Origin of the sequence: Micromonospora sp. CA-248212 (genome assembly GCF_050948405.1) — a bacterium.
Classification (GTDB): Bacteria; Actinomycetota; Actinomycetes; order Mycobacteriales; family Micromonosporaceae; genus Micromonospora.
The window spans coordinates 4,007,007-4,023,200 of sequence record NZ_CP192023.1 but is presented as its reverse complement, the minus strand read 5'-3'; the positions used below and the strand labels follow the sequence as shown (position 1 = coordinate 4,023,200).

Sequence of the window (16,194 nt, the reverse complement as noted above, 5' to 3'; positions counted from 1 at the left end):
GGGAACCTGCCGATAATAGCCCGCCGTGGGCAGGTGACGAACGGCCCCGCGACCCCTGGCACGTGCGCAGGTGACCGCGCAATCCCTTGCGCCGAAAGGTTTCCGGAATCCTTGACAATCGAGCGACCTCGATCGAAGCTGACATCGGTCACGCGAGCCGCGGTCACGGTCGGGCGAAGGGCAGTCCTCGACTAACCCCCTTCCATGCGCCATTCTCCCGAGGAATCGCGAACCATGACACTGAAGACAAGGCTGCTCGGCGTCCTCACCGCGGTCGCGACGGTCGCCGCCGCCGCGCTGGCGTTCGCCACGCCCGCGTCGGCCGCGACGCTCACGCAGGTGACCGGCTTCGGCAACAACCCCACAAACCTCCAGATGCACCTGTACGTCCCGGACCGGGTGGCATCCCGTCCGGGGATCCTGCTCGCCCTGCACTACTGCACCGGCACCGGCCCCGCCTTCTACTCGGGCACGCAGTACGCCTCCCTCGCCGACCGGTACGGCTTCATCGTCATCTACCCGTCGGCGACCCGCAGCAGCAAGTGCTGGGACGTGGCCTCGCCGCAGGCGTTGCGCCGAGGCGGGGGCAGCGACCCGGTCGGACTCGTCTCGATGATCGACTACGTCAAGCAGCGGTACTCCGCCGACCCGGACCGCGTCTTCGCCACCGGCACCTCGTCGGGCGCGATGATGACCAACGTCATGCTCGGTGACTACCCGGACGTGTTCGCGGCCGGCGCGTCCTTCGCCGGGGTGCCGTTCGCCTGTTTCGCCACCGGGGGCAGCTCGGAGTGGAACAGCCAGTGCGCGAACGGGCAGTCCATCAAGACCGCCCAGCAGTGGGGGGACCTGGTCCGCGGGGCGTACCCCGGCTACAGCGGCCGGCGGCCGCGGATGCAGATCTGGCACGGCACGAGCGACGACACCCTGCGCTACCCGAACTTCGGTGAGCAGGTCAAGCAGTGGACCAACGTGCACGGTCTGAGCCAGACCCCGACGTACACCGACTCCCCGCAGTCGGGCTACACCCGCACCCGGTACGGCAGCAGCGGCCCGATGGCCCCGGTCGAGGCGATCAGCATGCAGGGCGTCACGCACAACATCCCCGTCGACGCCGCGCAGGTGATCCGCTTCTTCGGCCTGGACGGCACCGCCCCGCCGACGACGCCTCCGCCGACGACGCCGCCCCCGACCACGCCTCCGCCGACGACGCCGCCCCCGACGACCCCGCCGCCGACCACGCCGCCCCCGACGACGCCTCCGCCGACCACGCCGCCGCCCAGCGCGGGCGCCTGCGGGGTCACCTACACGGTCAACGCCTGGAACAACGGGCTCACCGCGAGCGTACGGATCACCAACACCGGCGCGACGGCCGTGAACGGGTGGGCGCTGACCTTCACGCTGCCCGGCGGCCAGACCATCACCGGCGGCTGGAACGCCGCCTACTCCCCGACGAGCGGCGCGGTGACCGCTCGCAACGTCTCCTACAACGGCACCATCGCCCCGAACACGTCGGTCGAGATCGGCTTCCAGGCCACCCACACCGGCGACGCCGGCAAGCCCACGGCCTTCGCCCTCAACGGGGCCACCTGCTCGATCGCCTGACTCCCTTTCAGTAGAAGGAGCTGCACGAATGCGAAACGCGAGATGGAGGGCGGCGTCGAGAGCCGCCGTCGCGTTGGCCGGGGCGGGCGCGCTCGCCGCCGGCATGACGCTGGTCCTGACGGCGCCCGCCGCCGCCGGGACCACGCTCGGCGCGTCCGCCGCCGAGAAGGGCCGCTACTTCGGTACGGCGGTGGCCGGTTTCAAGCTCTCGGACAGCACCTACACCACGATCCTGAACCGTGAGTTCAACATGGTGACGGCCGAGAACGAGATGAAGATCGACGCCACCGAGCCGCAGCAGAACCGGTTCAGCTACGGCTCGGCCGAGCAGATCGTCAACCACGCCCGCAGTCGCGGCATGCAGGTACGCGGTCACACGCTGGCGTGGCATGCCCAGCAGCCGAGTTGGATGCAGGGCATGAGCGGAAGCGCCCTGCGGCAGGCGATCCTGAACCACGTGACGCAGGTCGCCACGCACTTCCGGGGGCAGCTCTACTCCTGGGACGTGGTGAACGAGGCGTTCGCCGACGGCAACTCTGGCGGTCGGCGCGACTCGAACGTCCAGCGCACCGGCAACGACTGGATCGAGGCGGCGTTCCGCGCCGCGCGGGCCGCGGACCCGGGCGCGAAGCTCTGCTACAACGACTACAACATCGACAACTGGACCTGGGCCAAGACCCAGGGCGTCTACAACATGGTCCGCGACTTCAAGTCCCGTGGCGTGCCGATCGACTGCGTCGGCTTCCAGTCGCACTTCAACAGCGACTCCCCGTACGTCAGCAACTACCGCACCACACTGTCGAGCTTCGCGGCCCTGGGTGTGGACGTGCAGATCACCGAGCTGGACATCGAGGGCGCTCCGGCCAACACGTACCGCAGCGTCGTCGAGGACTGCCTCGCGGTGGCCCGCTGCAACGGCATCACCGTGTGGGGCATCCGGGACAGCGACTCGTGGCGGTCCTACCAGTCGCCGCTGCTGTTCAACAACAGCGGCCAGAAGAAGCCCGCGTACGACGCCGTGCTCGCCGCGCTGAACAGCGGCACCACCCCGACGACCCCACCGCCGACGACACCTCCGCCCACGACTCCACCACCCACGACTCCACCACCCACCACTCCGCCGCCGGGACAGGGTGATTGCTCCGCCTCCGTGACGGTGAACCAGTGGAACGGTGGCTTCGTGGCGAACGTACGGGTGACGGCCGGCTCGTCTGCCCTCAACGGGTGGACCGTGACGATCGACCTGCCGTCCGGGGCGACCGTCACCAACGCCTGGAGCGCCACCAACAGCGGTAGCACCGGCACGACGACCTGGAGGAACGTCTCCTACAACGGCCAGGTCGCCGCCGGACAGTCCACCGAGTTCGGCTTCCAGGGCACCGGAACCGCCGGCACCCTAAGCCCCACCTGCGCCCCCGCCTAACCCCACCTCCGGGCCCCACCCCACCCTCACCCCCCGGTCCCACCGCCCGCTCTACCTCGTGATCAAGAGGTTTGCGTCACCCGCCCCGGCGTGTCGTGACGCAAACCTCTTGATCACCGGGGTCGTGGGGTGGGGCCTGGGGGTGGTGGGGGTGGGTGGGGTTAGCCGTCTATTCGGGTTATGTTGCGGATTTTGTTGGACGCGTCCAATGCGGCCACCTTGTACGCCTCGGCCAGGGTCGGGTAGTTGAACACCGCGTCGATCAGATAGTCGATCGTGCCGCCGCAGCCCATCACCGCCTGACCGATGTGGACGATCTCGGTGGCGGCGGTGCCGAACACGTGCACTCCGAGCAGGCGGCCATCCTCGGGGGAGACGAGCAGCTTCAACATCCCGTACGAGTCGCCGACGATCTGACCCCGGGCCAGCTCCCGGTAGCGGGCGACGCCCACCTCGAACGGCGTCGACGCGTCGGTCAGCTCGGCCTCGGTCTGGCCGACGAAACTGATCTCCGGGATGGTGTAGATGCCGATGGGTTGCAGGCCGTGCATCTCCCGGATCGGTTCGCCGCAGGCGTGCTGGGCGGCCAGCCGACCCTGCTCCATCGAGGTGGAGGCCAGCGCCGGGAAGCCGATCACGTCACCCACCGCGTAGATGTGCTCGACCGAGGTGCGGTAGTTGGCGTCGACGGCGATCCGGCCGCGTCGGTCGGCCGTCAGCCCGGCCGCCTCCAACGCCAGGTCGTCGGTCTGGCCCTGCCGACCCGCCGAGTACATGACGGTGTCCGCGACGATCTTCTTGCCGCTCTTGAGGATGCACAGCGCCGCCGTCTGGTGCTTCTCCACCGCGGCGACCTCCTCGCCGAAGCGGAACGCCACCGACAGGTCCCGCAGGTGGTACTTGAGCGACTCGACGATCTCCTCGTCGCAGAAGTCGAGCATCTGCTCGCGGCGTTCGACGACTGTCACCTTGGTGCCGAGGGCGGCGAACATCGACGCGTACTCCATGCCGATCACGCCGGCGCCGACCACGACCATGCTGCGCGGTACGGCCTGGAGGTTGATGACGCCATCGGAGTCCACGATGGTCCGTTCGTCGAAGTCGACGCTGTCCGGGCGGGCCGGGCGGGTGCCGGCCGCGATGACGGCCTTGTCGAAGGTCACCTTCGACTCGCGCCCGGAGCCCGCGTCGACCCAGATGGAGTGGGCATCCGCGAAGCGGCCGGTACCGGTGATCATCGCGACCCGGTTGCGGGCGAGTTGGTTGCGGATGACGTCGGTCTGCCGGGTGATGACGTGCTGGGTGCGGGCGGCCAGGTCGCTGACCGTGATCTCCTCCTTGACCCGGTAGCTGCTGCCGTACAGGTCGCGCTGGCTCAGGCCGGTCAAGTAGAGCACCGCCTCGCGCAGCGTCTTGGACGGGACGGTGCCGGTGTTGATGCACACCCCACCGAGCATGTCGCGGCGGTCCACGATGGCAACCCGCCGGCCGAGTTTGGCGGCGGCGATCGCGGCCTTCTGACCGCTGGGTCCGGAGCCCAGCACCAACAGGTCGTAGTCATACACGAGCGTTAGCGTCGCAAGATGTCGCCGTCGACACCAGACCCCGGACGCGAGCGTTACTCGTCTGCCACCACGCAGACGCCACCGTTGAGCGTGACCTCCTCCGGCAGTTGAGTGCCGGTGGCGACGATGCCCAGCGACACCGTGCCGCCCGGCCTGATCACCGCGTTGTGGCTGGTGTTGCGGACCCGCAGGTAGCTGTTGTTCGGCCGGTCGACGACCTGCGCGCCCCAGAGGGCCCGTACCTGCTGGCTGGCCCAGAACCGCCAGGTCATCGTCCAGCCGTTCACCGCCGTCGTACCGGTGTTCTCGACGGCGAGGTACGCCACGAAGCCGTCCGGCCCCTGCCGGGCGACCGTGCGGACCGCGCAGCTCGGCGGGGGCGGCAGGGTGGTCACGGTGACCGGCGACGACAGCGCCGACCAGTTGCCCGCCTCGTCGCGGGCGCGCACCACGAAGGTGTACGTCGTGTTCGGCGTCAACCCGCTGACCTGGGTCATGGTGGGACTCGGCGGGAACTGGTACAACTCCCTGACCAGGGTCAGTTGACCGCTGGCGTCGACCCGGTACACCTCGTACCGGTCGAGCACGACGTTGTCGGTCGACGGGGTCCACCGCAGCCACACCAGGGTCGCCGCGACGTCGTACGCGACCGGCTGGCCCGGCGTGCTCGGCGGCTCGGTGTCACCCGGTGGCATGGTCAACCGCAGCGTCGGGTTGGACACCGACCGGTTGCCCGCCGCGTCCAGCCCCGCGACGCTGAGGGTGTACGTCCGGGACGGGCGCAGGTCGGTGATGCGGATGGTGGTGGTGTCGGTCGAGTACGCCCGGCCGGTGTCCTCGAACAGCGCCGAGACCGCGTAGCCGACCACGCCCACGTTGTCGGTCGACGCGGTCCAGGTCAGCTCCACCGAGGTGGTGTCGATGGCGGTGACCGTGATCGGGCCGGGGGCGGTGGGGCGCTCGGTGTCGTCGGCGGCGTACGCCGGACTCGGGCCCAGCGCGACCGCTGCGGCCGCCAGCGCGGCGACGGCCAGGGTGGTGGCCCGTGATCGGGGCCGTGTTCGGATTGGGTGCACGATGAATCCCTCGCCTCCGGTTGTCCGCAGCGGGCCGGCGATTCACTGCCGTCGATTTTAGGGCAGTGGGCGGCGCGAGGATGCCCCGTCTAGCTGACCAGGCGGCGTTCCCAGGCCCAGGCGGCGATCTCGACGCGGTTGCGGGCCGGCAGCTTCGCCTGAACGCTGGCCAGGTGTGTCTTGACCGTCCCGACGGCGATGAAGAGTTGGCCGGCGATCTCGGCGTTGGTCAGGCCCCGGGCGACGAGCTTCACGACGTCGAGTTCCCGTGGGGACAGGCCCGCGTCGTCGCGCGGCGCGGTGGGCGAGCTGAGGTGCTCCAGCAGTCGTACGGTGATGGACGGGCTGATCAGCGCGTCACCGGAGACGGCGGCGCGGACCGCCTCGACGAGCAGCGTTGGCCCGGAGTCCTTGAGCAGGAAGCCGCACGCGCCGTGGGACAGCGCGGTGTGCACGTACTCGTCGAGGTCGAAGGTCGTCACCACGACCACCCGCACCGGGTCCTTGACGCCCGGCCCGGCGAGCAGCCGGAGCGCCTCCAGGCCGTCGAGGCGGGGCATCCGGATGTCCAGCAGCACCACGTCCGGACGGAGCCGACGGGTCATCTCGACGGCCGCGATCCCGTCGGCGGCCTCAGCGACCACCGCCATGTCCGGCTGCGCCCCGATGATCATGCCGAAACCGGTGCGGACCATCGCCTGGTCGTCGGCGATCAGCACCCGGATCATCGGGTCACCGCCGCGCGCAGGGGAAACGCGGCGTCGAGCACCCAGCCGCCGGAGACGCCCGGTCCGGCGGTGACCGTGCCGTCCAGGGCGCGTACCCGCTCGGTGAGACCGACCAGGCCGAAGCCGTGCCCCCGGGCCGGCGTCGTGCGTGGGCCCGCGCCGTCGTTGGCGACCCGGACCAGCAGCCAGTCCGGCGTACGGCGCACGGACACCGCCACCGACCGGGCGTCCGACGCGTGTTGGCGGGCGTTGGTCAGCCCCTCCATCACCACCCGGTACGCCGAGGTGGAGACCTCCACCGGCAGCCCGTCGAGCGGACCGTCGACGTACAGTCGGGCCGGCGCGTTGGTCGTGCCGTTGTGGCCCTCCAGCAGCGGCGCGAGATCGGCCACACCGGCCAGCGGGGCCAGCGGCGCGTCCGGCGGGGCGTGCGGATTGCGCAGCACGCCGACCATCCGCCGCATCGAGGCCATCGTCTCGGCGCCGGCCCGCTCGATCTGCTCCAGGGCGACGATCACCCGTTGCGGGTCCTGTTCCGCGACGAACCGGGCGCCCTGCGCCTGCACCACGATGCCGGTCACGTGATGGGCGATGAAGTCGTGCAGGTCGCGGGCGAACTCGGCGCGCTGCTCGGCGCGTACCAGCGCGATGGCCCGCTCCCGGCCGCTGGCGACGACGCGCAGGTAGATCCCGGCGGCGGCGGCGCCGACCGCGCCGAGCGCCTGGAGCAGCCCGAAGATCACGTAGACCAGGTCGGCGCCGGCGCGCAGCGGAAGCGCGGCGGCGGCGAGCGCGGCGACCACCGCCGCCCAGGGGGCGAACCGGGCCGCGCCAAAGCGGGTCACCACGAACACCACCGCGATCATCCCGGCGGACTCGGCCAGCCCCCAGGTGCCACCCAGCAGATAGGCCCCGCTCCTGCCGAGCAGCAGAAGGCCCGCGGTGACGGTGAGTGAGACGACACCGAGCGCGAGCGCCGCGATCGGCAGCGCCCGGGATTCCGTTCGGTGCACGGGCAGCCAGACCACCGCCGTCGCCGCCGCCAACCCCACCTGGAGCAGGGCCCGCAGCGCTTCGACCACCCCCATCCCGCTGGCGAGGCCGTACCGCAGGTCGAAGGCACAGAGCAGGGCCAGCGCCGTCAGACCGGCGAGCTGACCCAGGCGTACCCACCAGGTGGAGGAGATCGGCGCGTTCATCGTGACCCAGCGTAGCCACGCGGAGGGCCGGCCCAGATCGGCCGAAAGACAGACCCCCCGGCCGCGTTCCCCGACCGGGGACCGATGCGGCCGCCGCCCGGCGCGGGCGAGGCTTCCGGCGGTCACATCGCAACCACTGGAGGAACCCATGACAACCCACGCCCCACCGCAGACCGGGCAGGCGGCCGTCGCGGCCGTCGACCTCGTCAAGGTGTACGGCAGCGGCGAAACCGCCGTCCGCGCCCTGGACAACGTCTCGGTCGCCTTCGGCCGGGCCGGGTTCACCGCGATCATGGGCTCGTCCGGGTCCGGCAAGTCGACGCTGATGCACTGCCTGGCCGGGCTGGACACCCCCACGTCCGGGCGGGTCCTGCTGGGCGGCACGGAGCTGACCGGTCGGTCGGACCGTACGCTGACCCGGGCCCGCCGCGACCGGATCGGCTTCGTGTTCCAGTCGTTCAACCTGCTGCCGCAGCTCACCGCCGCGCAGAACATCACCCTGCCGCTGGACCTCGCCGGCCGGGACGCCGACCGTGACCTGTTCGCGCACCTCGTCGACGTGCTGGGTCTCGGCCAGCGGCTCGGGCACCGGCCCAGCGAGCTCTCGGGCGGCCAGCAGCAGCGGGTGGCGCTGGCCCGGGCGCTGGTGTCGCGGCCCGAGGTCGTCTTCGCCGACGAGCCGACGGGCAACCTCGACTCCCGCACCGGGGCGGAGGTGCTCGCCATCCTGCGCGACTCGGTACGCGACCTGGGCCAGACGGTGGTCATGGTCACCCACGACCCGATCGCCGCCGCGTACGCCGACCGGGTGGTGCTGCTCGCCGACGGTCGGATCGCCGGCGAGATCCACGAGCCGGACCAGGGCTCGATCACCGACGCGCTGCGCGCCCTGGCGGTGGCCGCATGAGGGCGACCGTGCTGCGTACCCAGGTGATCGCCGCGGCCCGCCGGCCGGGCCGGCTGATTCTCACCGGCCTCGCGATCCTCGTCGCGTCGTTCGTGGTCTTCGGCACCGTGTTGGCGCGGGACATCACCGAACGGACCGCCCGGGACACCCTCAGCGGCACCCCGGCGGCCACCGACCTGGTGGTCGGTGACCCCGAGCGGCCGCCCGCCCTGACGGCGTTGCGGGACGTCCGCGCCGTGCCCGGCGTCGTCGAGGCGGTGGGCCGGGTGACCATCGGTGTCTCGGTCGGCGGGGGATACGTCAACCTCCAGGCGGATCCGGGCCGGGGCCCGCTGGCCACGGTGCGCCTGGTCCAGGGCAGCTATCCCGACCAGCCCGGCGAGATCGCGGTGAGTCCGCGTACCGTCGAGCGGCTGGGGCTGACGGTCGGCACGGTGACCACCGGGACGGGCGGCGACCGCACGGCCGAGTCGCCGCTCACCGTCACGGGAGTGGTCGACACCCCCGTCGACGACGGCGCCAACGCCTACGCGCCGGACGACGTCGTGGCCGCGTGGGGTCACCTGACCTTCGTGGAGCGGATCGACCTGCGGGCGGCCCCGGGCGCGACGCAGGCGGTCCACCAGCGCCTGGCCGCGGCGGTCTCCGCCGAGCAGCCGGTCCGCTCGGGCGCCGAGGTACGCGACGCCGAGGCCGACGCGGCGGCCGAGCAGGTCGGCAGGCTGTTCGCGCTGGTCGGGATGTTCGTCGGGATCGCGGTGGCCGCCGCGGCGCTGGTGGTCACCTCCACGTTCCGCATCGTCTTCGCCCAGCGGATGCAGCACCTCGCGCTGCTGCGGGCGGTCGGCGCGGGCCGGGGAGCGTTGGTGGGCGCGCTCACCGCCGAGGGTGCCCTGACCGGGTTGGTCGCCGGTGTCGTCGGGGTGGCCGCCGCGCTGGCCGTCGGGCAGGCGCTTCCGCCGGTCCTGCGCGCCTTCGGCACGGTGGTGTCGTCGCCGGGGCTGCCGCTGACACCGGCGGTCGCGGTGGTGGTCGGGGCGGTCGTGATCACCGTGCTGGCGGTCCTCGCCCCGGCGTTCTCCGCCGCTCGGGTCTCGCCGCTGGAGGCGTTGCGCGCGGCCAGCGTCACCGCCGGCCGGCGGGGCATCGGAGCGGGTCGCCTGGTGTCCGGGGCGCTGCTGGCCCTCGGCGCGTTGCTGGCCGGCGTCGCGGCGGTGCGCCGCATGCCGACGCCGGGCGCGGAGTCGTACGACCCGACGCTCGGTCTGTTCCTGCTGGTCGCCTCGGGCGCGTTGGCGTTCTTCGCCCTGGTGGCCCTCGGGCCGCTGCTGGTGCGTCCGGTGCTGGCGGTCGTGGGCTGGCCGCTGCGCCAGCTCGGCGCCCTCGGACGGTTGGCGGTCGGCGGGATCGGTGGAACGCCGCGCCGCGCCGCGGCCGTCTCCGTGGTGGTGGCGCTCGGCGTGACGCTGATCTCCGGCGTGGTCATCGGTGGCGCGTCCATGCGGGTGGTCGCCGATCGCGACATGGCCCTCTCCGCGCCGGCCGACTTCGAAGTGGCGTCCGCCGAGGGTACGGCCCTGCCGGTCGCCGTCCTGGCGCGGGCGCGGGCGGCCAGCGCGGCGCTGACCCGGGTCGTGCCGTACCGGATGCTCCACGACGTCGCGCTCCTGCGGGGCGGTGCGCGCATCGGTGACGTCGAGGCCGGGTACTCAACGACCGACCTGGACCTGTCGGCGTTGCCGACCCTCGCCGACCTGCCCGTGGCGCAGGGCAGCCTCGCCGACCGGGGACCCGGCCGGATCGTGCTCGGCCAGGCGGTCGCCAGCGTCACCGGGCTGCGGGCCGGCGACACGGTCACCCTCGGCCGCGCCGCGTCAACGGTCGACGTGCGCGTGGCGGCGGTCCTGCCCGACCGTGGCCCCCTGTACGCGGGCATCCTCGCCGACCGTGCCGACCTGGACCGGATCGGCGGGCCGACGGCGTACAGCGGTCTGCTGGCCGACGCCGCCCGCGCGGGCGAGGACGGCCGTACCGCCGGGGTGCGGGCGCTGCGGCAGGCGGTCGGGGACGCCCCCGGGCTGCACATCGGCGTGCTCGCCGACGATCGGGACCGCAACGACGCGGTGCTGAGCGCCCTGGTCTGGATCACCGCCGGCCTGGTGAGTCTCACCGTGCTGATCGCCGTGGTCGGGGTGGGGTCGACGACCGCCCTGTCGGTCGTGGAGCGGGTACGCGAGTCCGGGCTGCTGCGCGCCGTCGGCCTGTCCCGGGCCGGGTTGCGCACGATGCTGACCGTCGAGTCCGGCCTCTACGGGGTGATCGGGGCGACCTTCGGTCTGCTGCTCGGCGTCCCGTACGCCTGGTTGGCGGTGCGGGCGCTGGGGCTCAACGCGCCGCTGACGTTGCCGGTGCTGCCCCTGGTCGGGCTCTTCGTGGCGCTCGTCGCGCTGACCGCGTTGGCCGGGGTGCTGCCGGCGCGGCGGGCCTCGCGGGTGAGCCCGGTGGCGGCGCTGGGCGTCGAGGGATAGGTGCGGGGGCGGGCCGGCGTCAGGGCGTGTGTCAAAGTCCTTGGCCAGGGGCTTTGACACACGCCCTACGGTGGGCGCCGGCCCGCCGCGCGGTCAGTTGGGGTTGCTGGCGTGGGTCAGCGTCTCCCAGGCGACGAAGAGGTTGTTGCTGCCGGCGGGACGCTGTTGCAGCGTGAGGGTCTGCGTGTTGGTCATGACGTTGCCCAGCCGGTTACTCATCGCGTTGAAACCGACCTCGGTGATCGGGCCGAGGCCCCGGGTGAGGGTGCCGCCGCACAGCCAGGAGGGCGCCGCCTCGCCGAGTTGGTAGCGCGAGTGGAAGCCGAGGGCCTGCCGCAGCCGCTCACCGACCTGCGGATACAGGTCACGCTGCTGGATGCGGGAGGTCTCCGCGACGTGCGAGATGGCGGAGATGCCGTATCCGGTGTGGACGAAGTCCCGGCAGGTCTCCTGCGCGAGGCCGGCGACGAAGGTGGACTGGCCCTGCCAGTAGCCGATGATCTCGCCGCTGGTGTCCAGGCCGCTGCCGGGCACGGTGTACGGGAGCGCGCCGTCACTGGGCAGGTAGATGAACGCGCGGGCACGGTTGAGGAAGCGGGTCACCGCCGCGTCGTAGGCCGTCCGGTCGTCCAGGTGCACGGCGATCCCGATGGCGGCCTCCATCATGGTCAGTTCCCAGTTGCCGTTGCTGTTCGAGCCGTTGCGGACCACCGGCAGGTAGACGGTGCGCAGCATGGTGGCGAACCGGTTGGCGTTGGGCCAACTGCTGTACGTGTACTTGATGATCTCGGCGGCCCGGGGCCAGGTCGAGGCCGCCCAACCGGTCTGCAGGGGCGCGTTGCTGCCGGTGTGGGAGGTGATCGTCGCCGACCAGGCGTCCATGATCTGGATCGCCTTCTGGGCGTACCGGGAGTCGCCGGTGAGGTACCAGGCGAGTGCGTCGGTGTACGCGGCGATCGCGTCCTCGCGCTCTTCGGTGCAGCCGTTGTTGGGGTTGGAGTAGGAGCCGCACTCGACGACCGCGCGGGGCGCCGGGGTGCGGGACAGCGAGGCGTACCGGCTGGACATCATCTGGTTGTAGGCCGCCGCCCAGGGCTGTGCGCCTGCCTGCACCCGCCCCCGTACGAAGTCGAGCTGCCCCCTGCTGACCAGCACTCCGGGGTGGGTGAAGCCGCTCGACGGCGGTGGGGTGGTGCCGCCGGTGGGCAGCGTCCAGAGTTGGTTGGCGGTGCCGGTGCAGCTCCAGATCTGTAGCGGCGTGCCGTCGGCGGAGCTGGTGCCGGTGGCGTCGAGGCACTTGCCCGAGGCCGGGTTGACCAGCTGCCCCGCGCTGGACGACCACTGCTGCGCCCCGGTGCCGTTGCAGTCGTAGATCTGCACGCGAGCACCGTTGGCGGTGCTGGCGGCCGCGATGTCGAGGCACTTGCCCAGGGCTCTGATCGTGCCGTCGTCGGCCACGGTCCACTGCTGCGCCGTCGAGCCGTTACAGGCGTAGAGCTGCACCGGGGTGGAGTTGGCCGGGTTGGCGGCCGCCACGTCGACGCATTTGCCGCCGTACCCGGTGATGGCGCCCGTGGCGGCGGCGGCCGCGGGGGAGACGCCGACGATCAGGCCGGTCGGTACGGCGAGCAGGGCCGCGGCGAACGCGGCGGCCAACCTGGTGCGGCGGGGCGGGTGCCCAACCGTTCGTCGCGCCATGGCGGGGTCCTTCCGGGGCGGCGGAAACAACTGTAAAGTGTGTTAATCATTACAGTCGCAGGCATCGATATCAATGCCTTCACCACAATTGCCCGCCGCCACCGGCGTCGACCCTCAGCCGAGCGGACCGCCGACGACGGAGAGGAGGCGCAACCTGTCGTCGCTCTCCGAGCCGGGCGCGGCCGTGAGGACCAGCAGGGTCTGGGACTGGTCCGGATCCACCAGCGTCTGGCAGTGCAACTCCAACGCGCCGACCTCCGGGTGCAGGAGGCGCTTCGGTGGGCAGGGACCGCCCGGCACCGGATGCTCCCGCCACAGCTGCGCGAATTCCCCGCTCGTGGCCAGCAGATCGTCGACGATCGCCGCGGCTCGAGAGCCACCGCCATCACGGGTGTACGCCGCGTGCAGGTGCGCCACGAACAGTCGGCTCAGCACCGGGTGATCCTGCGCCGGATGCCGCTCCCGCGCCGTTGGGTCGGTGAACCAGCGGTGGTGCGCGCTACGCGCCAGACCGGTGTGCCGGGTCTCGTCGCCGAGTAGGGCGACGGCCGGCGCGGTCTGCGCCAGGGTCTCGCCGAGGTGGTTCACCACCAGGGCCGGGGTGTCGTGCAGCCGGTCGAGGATGCGTGTCATCCCGGGGTTGACGTGGTCGGCGCGTACCGCGCGGTGGGGCACGGCGTGCCCGGCGAGCTGGAACAGGTGGTCCCGTTCGGCCAGGGACAGGCGTAGGCCGCGGGCCAGGGCGGCGAGCATCTGCTCGGAGGGGTGCGGCCCGCGCTGCTGCTCCAACCGCGTGTAGTAGTCAGTGGACATACCGCTCAACGCGGCGACTTCCTCGCGCCGCAGCCCACCGGTGCGTCGGCGCGGGCCGCGCGGCAACCCCACGTCCTCGGGGCGCAGCGCCTCGCGTCGGCTGCGCAGGAAGCTGGCGAGGTGGGCGCGGTTCACGGTGACTCCGATCGGGGTGGGCGCCGGCTGGTGGACCGGCACGGTGGGTGCAACAGACGGGCCGGCGCGGGATGTTCCGCGCCGTGCGCTTGCTGCTCGACGCTGCGGGCCACTCCGCCGATTGGCTGCAATCGGACGGCTGATCGGTTTACGCCACACGACCGTCACGAAATCCGGCGGCAGAGCGTCACAGTCCCCGGTTAGTCTGCCTCCGCGCGTCGTCGCACCGGCACGTCGCGTCCCGCGCCTGGTCGGCGCGGCGATCGCCGCCACCGCCCACCATCGGTCCGGATCAACCGACCTCAGGAGAGTTAGTGACACAGCAATCCGTCGCGACATCGGACAAGCTCGACGCCGCGGTGCTCAAGGTGGCGGGTGTCGTCGTCCTTGGCGCGATCATGTCGATCCTCGACGTGACGGTGGTCAGCGTCGCGCTGCCCACGTTCCAGACCGAGTTCGACGCCTCCTACGCCCGGGTGGCCTGGACGATGACGGGCTACACGCTGGCCCTGGCCACGGTGATCCCGCTCAGCGGGTGGGCGGCCGACCGGTTCGGTACGAAGCGGCTCTACATGGTGGCGCTCGCTCTGTTCACGATCGGGTCGGGGCTCTGCGCCACCGCCGACTCGATCGGCCAGTTGATCGGCTTCCGCGTCCTGCAGGGCCTCGGCGGCGGCATGCTCATGCCGCTCGGCATGACGATCATGACGCGGGCGGCCGGGCCGCACCGGATCGGCCGGCTGATGGCCGTCCTCGGCATCCCGATGCTCCTCGGCCCGATCGGTGGCCCGATCCTCGGTGGCTGGCTGATCGACACGGCGAGCTGGCACTGGATCTTCCTGATCAACCTGCCGATCGGTGTCATCGCCCTGATCTACGCGCAGATGGCGCTCCCGAAGGACGCCCCCGAGCCGTCGGAGTCCTTCGACTTCCTCGGCATGCTGATGCTCTCCCCGGGTCTCGCGCTCTTCCTGTACGGCGTCTCGTCGCTGCCGGAGGCGGGCACGTTCAGCGCGACCAAGGTGTGGGCCCCGATGCTGGTCGGCGGCGCGCTGGTGGTGGCCTTCGTGCTCTACTCCTTCAAGCCCCGGCACCCGCTGCTCGACCTGCGGCTGTTCCGCAACCGCAACCTCACCATCGCGGCGGGCACGCTGTTCGTGTTCATCATCGCGTTCATGGGCGCCGGCCTGCTCTTCCCGAGCTACTTCCTGCAGGTGCGCGGTGAGTCCACGCTGGCCGCCGGCCTGCTGATGGCCCCGCAGGGCATCGGCGCGATGATCACCATGCCGATCGCCGGAACGCTCGCCGACCGGGTACCCATCGGCCGTACCGTCCCGTTCGCGCTCGCCCTGATCGTCGTCGGGTTCTTCGGCTTCACCCAGGTCGACCCGCAGACGTCGTACTGGCTGCTCGGTGGGTCGCTGTTCGTGATGGGCCTGGGCATGGGCGGCACGATGATGCCCATCATGACGTCGGCGCTGCGCACGTTGCAGGCGCAGGAGGTCGCGCGTGGCTCGACGCTCGTCAACATCCTGCAGCAGATCGGCGGCTCGGTCGGCGCCGCCGTGATGTCGGTGATCCTCACCAACGAGCTGAACGGCTCCCGGCCGATCCCCGGCCTGGTCGACGAGAGCAGCGGCAAGCCGGTCACCGAGGCCGGGCTGGCCATCGCCTCCCAGCAACGACCGGAGGTGCTCGCGCAGGTGCCGGTGGACCCCTCGACCCTCGCCTCGATCATCGAGCGCGGTCTCGACTTCGCCGCGAAGTCGTTCGCCCACACGTTCTGGGTGGGGTTCGCGCTCGTGCTGGCCACCTTCATCCCGGCCGCCCTGCTGCCGCGCCGACGTACGCCCGCGCAGCCGCTCGGTGACGAGCAGACCGACCTGCCGAAGACGCCGGTCGTCATCCACTGACCGACGCGCCCGCCGCGCTCGACGCCCGTTGCGGTGTCGAGCGCGGCGGTGTGTGCGGGGTGTCAGCGCAGCGGACCGTCGCCCGGCCCGTTCGGGTCGTCGACCACGTGCACCGCAGCCTCCTCGGCGCTCGCGCCACCCGCGTCGATCCCGGCGTCCCACGCCACCGAGTCGGCCTCGTCGTCCTCGCGGACGCCCTCGTCGTACTCGACGAGACGGCCCGCGCGCGCCTCGGTCTCGTACCCCCGGCGGGTCAGCTCGTCCTCGTCGTCGCCACCCTCGGCGTACGGGTCGACGTCCGGCTCCTCCTGGGCGAGGTACTGATCCAACGACTCGCCCGCCCGCTCCTCGGCGGGGGTGGTGCCGAACCGGTTCGCCGCCGTCCAGTGGTCCGCGGCGACGATGCCGGTGTCGAGGGGGTCGCCGACCAGGTCGTCGTCGAGGGTGTCGGAGGCGTCCAGCACCCCGTCGTCCTCGGCCACGTTCCACTCGTCGACGGAATCCGTCTGGCTCACGGCATCTCTCCTTCGTCACGGCGCAGCGAAGTGCCAAGCCTATGACCGTGCAACACGGCCGGCCCCCGAGGCCTGCCCGCTGTGACGAA

12 protein-coding genes are annotated in these 16,194 nt (G+C 71.8%); 5 read left to right on the top strand and 7 right to left on the bottom strand.

The window, feature by feature from the left end; genetic code table 11:
* Nucleotides 1–234: 234 nt before the first annotated feature.
* Together ACQP03_RS19270 and ACQP03_RS19265 are read left to right on the top strand one after the other, a co-directional pair.
* Nucleotides 235–1,605, top strand: a complete 1,371-nt coding sequence (locus ACQP03_RS19270) for an extracellular catalytic domain type 1 short-chain-length polyhydroxyalkanoate depolymerase (RefSeq protein WP_357169448.1) — start codon at nucleotides 235–237, stop codon at nucleotides 1,603–1,605.
* Nucleotides 1,606–1,633: 28 nt separating this feature from the next.
* Nucleotides 1,634–3,028: an endo-1,4-beta-xylanase gene (locus ACQP03_RS19265; RefSeq protein WP_433457794.1), complete on the top strand. Its 1,395-nt coding sequence runs from the start codon at nucleotides 1,634–1,636 to the stop codon at nucleotides 3,026–3,028.
* A gap of 161 nt (nucleotides 3,029–3,189) precedes the next feature.
* Here ACQP03_RS19265 and sthA read toward each other — a convergent pair whose 3' ends face one another.
* The 4 genes from sthA to ACQP03_RS19245 all read right to left on the bottom strand — a co-directional run bounded on the left by sthA (nucleotide 3,190) and on the right by ACQP03_RS19245 (nucleotide 7,596).
* Nucleotides 3,190–4,593 (bottom strand): Si-specific NAD(P)(+) transhydrogenase, encoded by a 1,404-nt coding sequence (gene sthA / locus ACQP03_RS19260; protein ID WP_357117505.1) that lies wholly within the window; start codon nucleotides 4,591–4,593, stop codon nucleotides 3,190–3,192.
* A 53-nt stretch (nucleotides 4,594–4,646) separates the two neighbouring features.
* On the bottom strand, nucleotides 4,647–5,669 hold the full coding sequence (locus ACQP03_RS19255; protein ID WP_357117508.1) for a fibronectin type III domain-containing protein: 1,023 nt from the start codon (nucleotides 5,667–5,669) through the stop codon (nucleotides 4,647–4,649).
* An 89-nt stretch (nucleotides 5,670–5,758) separates the two neighbouring features.
* Nucleotides 5,759–6,397, bottom strand: a complete 639-nt coding sequence (locus ACQP03_RS19250; RefSeq protein ID WP_433457791.1) for a response regulator — start codon at nucleotides 6,395–6,397, stop codon at nucleotides 5,759–5,761.
* Nucleotides 6,394–7,596, bottom strand: a complete 1,203-nt coding sequence (locus ACQP03_RS19245; RefSeq protein WP_357117515.1) for a sensor histidine kinase — start codon at nucleotides 7,594–7,596, stop codon at nucleotides 6,394–6,396. The genes ACQP03_RS19250 and ACQP03_RS19245 overlap by 4 nt, the downstream gene beginning before the upstream one ends.
* 148 nt (nucleotides 7,597–7,744) lie before the next feature.
* On the opposite strand from ACQP03_RS19245, the gene ACQP03_RS19240 reads away from it, so the two are divergent.
* Nucleotides 7,745–8,503, top strand: a complete 759-nt coding sequence (locus ACQP03_RS19240) for an ABC transporter ATP-binding protein (protein ID WP_357169455.1) — start codon at nucleotides 7,745–7,747, stop codon at nucleotides 8,501–8,503.
* Nucleotides 8,500–11,031, top strand: a complete 2,532-nt coding sequence (locus ACQP03_RS19235; protein WP_433457788.1) for an FtsX-like permease family protein — start codon at nucleotides 8,500–8,502, stop codon at nucleotides 11,029–11,031. The genes ACQP03_RS19240 and ACQP03_RS19235 overlap by 4 nt, the downstream gene beginning before the upstream one ends.
* A 93-nt stretch (nucleotides 11,032–11,124) precedes the next feature.
* On the opposite strand, the gene ACQP03_RS19230 is transcribed toward ACQP03_RS19235, so the two are convergent.
* Together ACQP03_RS19230 and ACQP03_RS19225 are read right to left on the bottom strand one after the other, a co-directional pair.
* Complete coding sequence (locus ACQP03_RS19230; RefSeq protein WP_357169461.1) at nucleotides 11,125–12,729, bottom strand: ricin-type beta-trefoil lectin domain protein; 1,605 nt, start codon at nucleotides 12,727–12,729, stop codon at nucleotides 11,125–11,127.
* Nucleotides 12,730–12,843: 114 nt separating this feature from the next.
* A complete protein-coding gene (locus ACQP03_RS19225; RefSeq protein ID WP_357169464.1) occupies nucleotides 12,844–13,677 on the bottom strand; it encodes a helix-turn-helix transcriptional regulator in 834 nt (277 codons plus the stop codon).
* A 314-nt stretch (nucleotides 13,678–13,991) separates the two neighbouring features.
* Between ACQP03_RS19225 and ACQP03_RS19220 the strand changes: the two genes are divergently transcribed.
* The gene (locus tag ACQP03_RS19220; RefSeq protein ID WP_357117531.1) at nucleotides 13,992–15,590 is read left to right on the top strand and encodes a DHA2 family efflux MFS transporter permease subunit; all 1,599 of its coding nucleotides are present in this window, start codon (nucleotides 13,992–13,994) and stop codon (nucleotides 15,588–15,590) included.
* Nucleotides 15,591–15,652: 62 nt separating this feature from the next.
* Here the strand turns inward: ACQP03_RS19220 and ACQP03_RS19215 are convergent, their stop codons facing one another.
* Nucleotides 15,653–16,105 carry a DUF5709 domain-containing protein gene (locus ACQP03_RS19215; RefSeq protein WP_433457785.1) on the bottom strand — a complete coding sequence of 151 codons (453 nt, stop codon included), beginning with the start codon at nucleotides 16,103–16,105 and terminating at the stop codon, nucleotides 15,653–15,655.
* Between the last annotated feature and the right edge of the window lie 89 nt (nucleotides 16,106–16,194).

Excerpts from the sequence above, each read along its gene's own strand:
- ACQP03_RS19270 (WP_357169448.1), top strand. The coding sequence starts at position 235 with ATGACACTGAAGACAAGGCTGCTCGGCGTCCTCACCGCGGTCGCGACG.
- ACQP03_RS19265 (WP_433457794.1), top strand. The coding sequence starts at position 1,634 with ATGCGAAACGCGAGATGGAGGGCGGCGTCGAGAGCCGCCGTCGCGTTG.
- ACQP03_RS19250 (WP_433457791.1), bottom strand. The coding sequence starts at position 6,397 with ATGATCCGGGTGCTGATCGCCGACGACCAGGCGATGGTCCGCACCGGT.
- ACQP03_RS19245 (WP_357117515.1), bottom strand. The coding sequence starts at position 7,596 with ATGAACGCGCCGATCTCCTCCACCTGGTGGGTACGCCTGGGTCAGCTC.
- ACQP03_RS19240 (WP_357169455.1), top strand. The coding sequence starts at position 7,745 with ATGACAACCCACGCCCCACCGCAGACCGGGCAGGCGGCCGTCGCGGCC.
- ACQP03_RS19235 (WP_433457788.1), top strand. The coding sequence starts at position 8,500 with ATGAGGGCGACCGTGCTGCGTACCCAGGTGATCGCCGCGGCCCGCCGG.
- ACQP03_RS19230 (WP_357169461.1), bottom strand. The coding sequence starts at position 12,729 with ATGGCGCGACGAACGGTTGGGCACCCGCCCCGCCGCACCAGGTTGGCC.